The 7,637-nt window shown below is 31.5% G+C and carries 9 protein-coding genes; 8 read left to right on the top strand and 1 reads right to left on the bottom strand.

Translation table 11 applies throughout. The annotated features are described in order from the left end of the window. From JJE11_RS10605 to JJE11_RS10630, 6 genes are all read left to right on the top strand, one after another. The coding region (locus tag JJE11_RS10605; RefSeq protein WP_291635351.1) for an alpha/beta hydrolase at positions 1–658 on the top strand (658 nt) is incomplete at its 5' end. A 537-nt stretch (positions 659–1,195) separates the two neighbouring features. Then, positions 1,196–2,680 carry an alanine/glycine:cation symporter family protein gene (locus JJE11_RS10610; protein ID WP_366927925.1) on the top strand — a complete coding sequence of 495 codons (1,485 nt, stop codon included), beginning with the start codon at positions 1,196–1,198 and terminating at the stop codon, positions 2,678–2,680. Positions 2,681–2,978: 298 nt separating this feature from the next. Continuing rightward, a complete protein-coding gene (locus JJE11_RS10615; protein WP_291635353.1) occupies positions 2,979–3,806 on the top strand; it encodes an HAD family hydrolase in 828 nt (275 codons plus the stop codon). Between the two features lie 204 nt (positions 3,807–4,010). Next, positions 4,011–4,751, top strand: coding sequence for a sulfite exporter TauE/SafE family protein (locus tag JJE11_RS10620; RefSeq protein WP_291635355.1), 741 nt, complete (start codon positions 4,011–4,013; stop codon positions 4,749–4,751). Positions 4,752–4,809: 58 nt separating this feature from the next. After that, positions 4,810–5,187 carry an HIT family protein gene (locus JJE11_RS10625; protein WP_291635357.1) on the top strand — a complete coding sequence of 126 codons (378 nt, stop codon included), beginning with the start codon at positions 4,810–4,812 and terminating at the stop codon, positions 5,185–5,187. Between the two features lie 57 nt (positions 5,188–5,244). Beyond that, a complete protein-coding gene (locus JJE11_RS10630) occupies positions 5,245–5,559 on the top strand; it encodes a DUF3784 domain-containing protein (RefSeq protein ID WP_291635359.1) in 315 nt (104 codons plus the stop codon). 235 nt (positions 5,560–5,794) lie between these two features. Here JJE11_RS10630 and JJE11_RS10635 read toward each other — a convergent pair whose 3' ends face one another. Then, positions 5,795–6,364 carry a C40 family peptidase gene (locus JJE11_RS10635; protein ID WP_291635362.1) on the bottom strand — a complete coding sequence of 190 codons (570 nt, stop codon included), beginning with the start codon at positions 6,362–6,364 and terminating at the stop codon, positions 5,795–5,797. Positions 6,365–6,598: 234 nt separating this feature from the next. Between JJE11_RS10635 and JJE11_RS10640 the strand changes: the two genes are divergently transcribed. Both JJE11_RS10640 and JJE11_RS10645 read left to right on the top strand, forming a co-directional pair. Next, a complete protein-coding gene (locus tag JJE11_RS10640) occupies positions 6,599–6,805 on the top strand; it encodes a hypothetical protein (RefSeq protein ID WP_291635374.1) in 207 nt (68 codons plus the stop codon). Between the two features lie 159 nt (positions 6,806–6,964). Further along, on the top strand, positions 6,965–7,637 hold a 673-nt coding region (locus JJE11_RS10645), incomplete at its 3' end, for a sigma 54-interacting transcriptional regulator (protein WP_291635376.1).

Below are 7,637 nucleotides of genomic sequence, written 5' to 3' on the forward strand. Positions count from 1 at the left end.
GTGTATTGGTATAGATCAGAGAGGATTTGGGGAATCTGATAAACCATTTTCAGGTTATGACTATAATCGATTATCAGACGATGTTCGAGAAGTAGTAGATGCACTTAAAATAAAGAATTTTACACTAGCGGGACACTCCACAGGAGGAGCAATTGCTATTAGGTACATGTCCAGGCACAATGAGCATGGGGTAGCAAAATTAGCTCTTTTTGCAGCAGCACCTAGTCTTATTAAACGACCTTATTTTCCATATGGGTTACAACCGCAGGCTGTTAAAGATATCATTGAGGGAACATATAATGACCGTCCTAAAATGTTAAGAGGTTTTGGAGATATATTTTACTTTCAGCATAGAACTGAAGCGTTTTCGGATTGGAATTTTGAGCTTGGGCTGCAAGCATCAAGTTGGGGTACTGCAGCAACTGCAAACACTTGGTTAGGTGAGGAAAGCTTATTTTATGATCTTTCGAAAATAAGTGTTCCGACTTTAATTCTTCATGGTATTCATGACAAAGTGTGCCTTTTCCCATTGGCTGAGGCACAAAAACAAGGTATCAAAAATTCTAAGCTTGTGGCTTTTGAATTAAGTGGTCATGCATTGTTTTTTGACGAGCAAGTTAAATTCAACAAAGAATTGACACAATTTATTGAGGAATAAATTTTCCGATTTTATAATAAGTCTTAATAAATTCGTATAATTATAGACAAATGAAAAAAGTTGCGAATTTTAGTTCACAACTTTTTTATTAAAGTGGAGGGGGACTCCACTTTAATAAATACTTTATTAATTTTATAATAATAACATAAAATTATGACAATATTATGAATAAATTATGTAGTATTTGTTAAATTTTTAAAAAAATAGTTTTTATGGAAGAGGGGTAAGCTTTATTATTTGAAAGTTGAAATGATTCAGATTATATGGTATTGTATACTTTATAATCTAATACTATTTAGCAGTTGGTAAATTAAAGTTTGGTTTGAATTCGAGGAATTTTGTTTTCAGGGTGGGCAACTCTTGGTTGAGTATGCCCCTTTTTTATTTTTTGGTAATCAAGTGTTAAATTATTAAAGGGAGGCTCGAGATAACATTCAATGTATGATTGTAACTATTGGTGTTTGAATAATGATTGTAGGATGAATTAAACTAAATGAAAACGATATCATTTAGTTTACTAAAAACAAGGGGGTAATTATGGAAAACTTTATTAAAGCTTTAAGTGGTCTTATTTGGAGTCCGGCACTTATTTATTTGTGTCTTGGTACAGGTGTTTATTTTTCAATTAGAACAAGATTTCTTCAATTACGACATATTAAACACATGGTTAAGTACTTATTTAAAGGTGGAGACTCAGAGCAAGGAGTATCTTCCTTCCAAGCCTTTGCAATGTCAGTTGCTGGCCGTGTTGGGACAGGCAATATAGCAGGTGTTGCTACTGCAATAGCAATGGGTGGTCCTGGTGCGCTTTTCTGGATGGGTGCAATTGCATTCCTTGGTGCGGGTTCATCATTCATAGAATGTGCTCTTGGTCAAGTTTACAAAGAGGAAATTAATGGTGAGTATCGTGGAGGTCCAGCCTACTATATCGAAAAAGCTATGGGACAAAAATGGTATGCAACTATATTTGCTGTTGCAACTATAATTGGGTTGGGCTTGTTTGCTGGAGGCGTTCAATCAAACAGTATTGCAGCTGGTATTGATAATGCATTTGGTGTTGCTCCTTGGATAACAGGAGCAGTATTGGTAGTACTACTTGCTTTAATCGTATTCGGTGGTACAAAGAGACTTGGAAAAACTGCTGAAATTATAGTGCCGTTTATGGCAATGGCTTATATAGTAGTAGCAGTAATAGTACTTGTAGTAAATGCCTCTGAAATTCCTAAAATGTTTGTATTAATAATGAAAAGTGCCTTTGGTGCTGAACAAGCATTTGCAGGTATCTTAGGACTCGCAGTTCAATGGGGAGTTAAAAGAGGAATTTACTCAAATGAAGCTGGTCAAGGAACTGGACCGCAGTCATCTGCGGCTGCCGAAGTATCCCACCCAGCTGTACAAGGTTTAGTTCAAGCTTTTGCAGTTTACTTTGATACATTATTTGTATGCTCTGCAACTGGATTCATGATTTTAGTAACAGGCCAATACAATGTTCTAAATCCAGATGGTGGATTCATAATATCACATATACCAACTGTTGAAATAGGACCTGGATATACTCAAGGGGCAGTTTCAACTGTAATGGGAAACTTTGGAGCAGGTTTTGTAGCCGTTGCATTGTTCTTCTTTGCATTTACAACACTGATGGCATACTATTATATAGCAGAAACAAACCTTACATATTTGTTTAGAAAATCTAAAAATAGCAAGGGTATTATTAATGTACTCCGAGTTGGTATCCTTGCTTCCACTTTTTATGGGTCTATTAAGACGGCAAAAGTTGCTTGGGCACTTGGTGATATTGCTGTTGGTACCATGGCATGGCTTAACGTTATTGCCATACTAATCCTTGGAAACATTGGACTTAAAGTTTTAAAAGACTACGAAGCTCAATTGAAAGAGGGAAAAACAATGAATACATTTACATTTGACCCCAAAAAATTGGGAATTAAAAATGCAGATCTATGGTATACAATTAATGATAGACGAGCTAAGAGAGCAAAGGAAAAAGAAAATTCAAAATAAAATATAATTTAAAATAAACAATCGAAAAAGCTGTGAAGTTAAACTTCACAGCTTTTTTATTAAAGTAAAGGGGGACTTCACTTTAATTCATACTTTATCTATACTTAAATAATATCATAAAACTATGACAAAATAATGAATAAATTGTGTAGTATATGTTAAATATTAAGAAATATTTGTTTTTATGGGAAAATAGGACAGGTATGCATCCGCCAGAAAATTTAATAAATGTAAATACTATAAAATTAATGATTTTAAAGTATAATTATAATTGAAGATATGAAAGGAGAAGTTGCGAGTGTTTAAATATAAATGGTGTGTATGTGATATGGATGGAACATTATTAAATTCAGATGATGTCATTTCAAAGGAAAATGAAATGGCCTTAAAAAAACTTCAACAAAATGGATTAGAAGTAATCATTGCTTCAGGAAGAGTTGATCTAATGTTAAAGCCTTTTATAAAGCAGTTAGATTTAAAAGGATATGCTATATCTTGTAATGGTGGCTTAATTAGAAATATAGAAACGGGGGAAATACTTTATTCAAAGGTAATGGACAAAATTAGTGTAAGTGAAATCATAACTTATTGTCTGGAGTATAATATAGATTTTCTAATATATACTACTGATGTGGTATTGTCAACACAAAATAACACTAGAGCCGTAAAATTTGAAGATCTCAATAAAGCGCTGCCAAAGAATTTGCGAGTACCTATTAAGTATATAGATAATAGAATCTTAGATAGTATTAATGAGATAAATGCTATAAAGATTTTATTAGTATGTAGTGATCACGAGCAGGTTAAATTTTTAGAAAAGCATTTTTCAGATTTTGATAATCTTACAGCACTCAGTTCTATGAGAGGACTTCTGGATATAATGGCTTCAAACATTTCTAAAGGTAAGGCACTGAAAATCTTATCAGAAAAATTAGATGTAGACCTAAATAGGGTTATTGCTTTTGGGGATAATTACAATGATATAGAGATGTTTCAATGTGTTGGAATGCCCATAGCAATGGAAAATTCTGTAGAGACGCTTAAACTACAAGCAAAGTATTTAACTAAGTCTAATAATGAATCTGGAATAGCTTATGCGATAAATAATTACATATTACAGGAGTAATTGAGAATAATTGTAGATAATTTTCTTTAAAAAGTGTAGAATAAAAATAGAAATGATTTATTGTTAAAAATGCTTTTGATATTGGATTGCATTTTAAGGAAATTTTAATTTAAGTATATTAATAATAAAGCAGGAGAAATCCTGCATTTGCTATGTGTGCAGGGTTATAAATAAAAGAGGTGTAGAGCAGTGGAAATCATTCATATGTTTAATTTATCGATGTGGCAATGGTCATGTGTAATAATATCGGCCATATTAGTAGGTGCTTCAAAAACAGGAATAAGTGGGTTTTTGATGCCTGTTATACCGATAATTGCTAGTGTATTTGGAGGAAAAGAATCAACAGGAGTTATCCTTCCTATATTATTAATAGGTGATGTCTTTGCAGTATGCTATTATAATCGACATGCAGATTGGGGAAATATAAAAAAACTCTTGCCATGGACGTTCATAGGGTTAATAATGGGGGTTATAGTTGGAAATTTCATTAATGACAAACAATTTAAGGCGGTTATAGCTATTTCCGTTTTACTTTGCTTAGTTGCTTTAATATACATTGAAAAAAAAGGTGAAAATTCAAAAGTTCCAAGCAACAGATGGTTTTATGCAATAGCTGGAATTGCTGTTGGTTTTACAACTATGATAGGTAATGTTGCAGGACCTATATTCAGTGTTTATTTGTTATCTATGCACTTTAAAAAAAATAATTATATGGGCACAACTGCTTGGTTTTTCTTTCTCGTTAATTTAACAAAAGTGCCATTACAAATTTTATTCTGGCATAATATATCATTTAAAACAGTTTTACTTAGTATTGGTATGATTCCAGCAATTGCAATTGGTGCATTGCTAGGGATGCTGATGATTAAAAAAATCAATGAAAAGAACTTCAGATACATTATTATAGGTATGACATTTATAGCTGCAGTTAAGCTGTTGTTATAGGTTTAGGAAAATTCTGAATTGGAGTAATGCATAATATAAATAAAAGGAGATACGTACAATGCCAAAATGTAAATTTTGTGACTACCGTAAATCAGAAATAATTGCAGAGAACAAATTTGCCTTTGCAATACTAGATCATTTCCCGGTAAATGAAGGTCATTGTTTAATTATACCTAAGAGGCATTTTTCTAGCTTCTTTGAGGCAAGCGAGGAAGAAATAAAAGCAATATATGGATTATTGCATGAAGTAAAAGAAATATTTGATATTCAGTATGAACCAGCAGGATATAATATAGGTATTAATGTAGGAACTTATGCTGGACAAACCATAAACCATTTAAACGTACACTTAATTCCTAGATATATAGGTGATGTAAGTGATCCAAGGGGTGGGGTAAGGAATATAAAAGATGATTTGGCTCAGGATGATGAATAAATTAAATTGCTATTTCTGAAGATGTTCAGTAATGGAAAGTTTGAGGAGGGTATATTTATGGAAATATCGATATTTATTATGCCTACAATTGTGATTATATTGGGTGTAATTATAAGAACTGGTAAAGGTAGTTTTTTAATCTCTGGATACAATACTTCTTCAAAAAAAGAGAAAGAAAAATATGATGAAAAGGCTTTATGTAATTTTGTAAGCAATTTATTGTTTTTTTGCTCAATCGTTATTTTTATCTATCTAGTAGCAAGAGCTTATAATATTACTTATTTAAAGATATTGGCAATGATAACACTTTTTATTGCAATAATTAGAGCGTCTTTTTACGCGAACACCGGAAATAAATTTTTGAAAAAATAATATCCAATTTTCTCTTTGTAAGATGGATAAGCATTTAGACAAAAAGAAGAAAAAAGCTGTGAAGGGTTACTTCGCAGCTTTTATTATTAAAGTAAAGGGGGACTTCGCTTTAATCATTATCAATCTATATTTAAATAATAACATAGAATTGTGTAGATATAATGAAGAATGTATGTATCAAATGTTAACATTAAAGAATTATTTTTTATTAATTATTAAAAGGCACATGCTTAGTTTATTTTATCACTCTTTTACCTATTACAAATTTCTCTTTGTAATATCCAGTCAATTCTGAAATTTTTATAATATCACCAGATTTTGGAGAATGTATAAATTTGTTATTACCAATATATATGCCCACATGAGATACTTGATATGGCATAGCTGGATTTGTCATAAAAAAGACTAAATCACCCTTCTCTAGACTATTTATATTAAAAGATGCACCCCTATTTATCAGCTCCATAGATGTCCTAGGCAAATTTATATCAAAATGTTTATAAATATACTGTACAAACCCGGAACAATCGAAGCCACCGCTTATATATTTGCCTGAAATATTCGATATTGCGGGTGTTGTGCCACCCCATAGGTAATTCATTCCTAGAAAGGCAACTGAATAAGAGACTACATTAACTCCATTTATTATTGTATCGTATTGTTGGCCATTTGCGATATATTCAGCCTTATTTAATGGAGTTTTAGAATTTGAGAAAATAATAAAAATCATATATATTATTACTATTACAATTGATGATATAAGGCAAAGTCTTATTGGATTTCTTCTATTAAAAGATGTTCTCATATTTCCTCCTGCACTTCAATGATACAAAATAACCTTATATTAAATTACTGCATCACTCTTAATAATATTCTGAAATGTTTAAAAAAATTTGTGAAATAGTTTAATTATTTTGTTAGAATATGGTACGGAATATTCACAAGAAAATCACATAATTTTCAATATTGACTTATTCAAAATATCATACTACAATATATTTAGAAGTAGGTGATTATCATAACCTTATATGATGGCGTAATGGATTATATTGATGGTGTTACTATTATAAATAGTGAAGGAACCATTCTTTTTACTGTAAAGTTTAATCCTGATATTGATAAGAAAATGGAAGAGTCAATTGTGGGAAAAAAGCTATTTAATGTGTTTTATAATATAAATAAATTCAATAGTTCGCTTTTGGAATGTATGGAAAAAGATAAGCCAATTGAGCGAAAAGGGCAATAAGTAAGAAACTTATTTTTTGAAGAAACAACTACTGATAACATATCCTTTCCTATAAAACATGCAGGGCTAATAGTAGGAGCTATTGAGCTTTCAAAGATAGTATCTGTAAAAGATAAACAGGTTGAGAATGATAAGGCAATTTCGGATGGTAGCACTGCTATGAAGTTAAAGCCTAAATGTCTTAACTTAGCCTATGTAGCGAATTACAACTTAGATAATATAATTTGTGAAAATGAAAAAATGGTCAACCTGGTACAATTTTCAAAAAGTATTGCGAAATCCTGTGCTTCAATTTTTATTACAGGAGAGACAGGCACAGGAAAAGAACTATTTGCCCAGGGAATTCATAATGCTTCAAATCGAAAAGATAAACCATTTATAGCACAAAATTGTTCAGCAATTCCTGAAAATCTCATAGAAAGTACTTTTTTTGGTACCAGTAAAGGAAGTTATACAGGGGCTCTTGACAAAAAAGGATTATTTGAGGCTTGTAATGGGGGTACTTTGTTTTTGGATGAGCTTCATTGTATGCCCATTCAGTTACAGGCAAAGCTTTTGAGGGTAATTGAAAGCGGATCTGCCAGAAGGATAGGGGAAAATGAAGAACGAAAATTTGACGTACGGATTATTGCGGCAACAAATATAAGCTACAATGATATATTGACTAAGAAATTTATTAGGCAGGACTTGTATTACAGACTTTCCGTAGTGAAAATAAATATACCACCTTTAAGAGAGCGTGTTGAAGATATAAAGATTTTATCGGATTTTTTTATTCAAAGATACAATAAAATCTATGAAAAAAACATAACCTCAATATCTCATGATATGA

This window comes from Clostridium sp., from assembly GCF_016650095.1.
Classification (GTDB): domain Bacteria; phylum Bacillota; class Clostridia; order Clostridiales; family Clostridiaceae; genus Clostridium_AD.

Coding starts and splice junctions, on each gene's coding strand:
- JJE11_RS10625 (WP_291635357.1), top strand. CDS start 4,810: ATGCCAAAATGTAAATTTTGTGACTACCGTAAATCAGAAATAATTGCA.
- JJE11_RS10630 (WP_291635359.1), top strand. CDS start 5,245: ATGGAAATATCGATATTTATTATGCCTACAATTGTGATTATATTGGGT.
- JJE11_RS10640 (WP_291635374.1), top strand. CDS start 6,599: ATGGATTATATTGATGGTGTTACTATTATAAATAGTGAAGGAACCATT.
- JJE11_RS10635 (WP_291635362.1), bottom strand. CDS start 6,364: ATGAGAACATCTTTTAATAGAAGAAATCCAATAAGACTTTGCCTTATA.
- JJE11_RS10610 (WP_366927925.1), top strand. CDS start 1,196: ATGGAAAACTTTATTAAAGCTTTAAGTGGTCTTATTTGGAGTCCGGCA.
- JJE11_RS10620 (WP_291635355.1), top strand. CDS start 4,011: ATGTTTAATTTATCGATGTGGCAATGGTCATGTGTAATAATATCGGCC.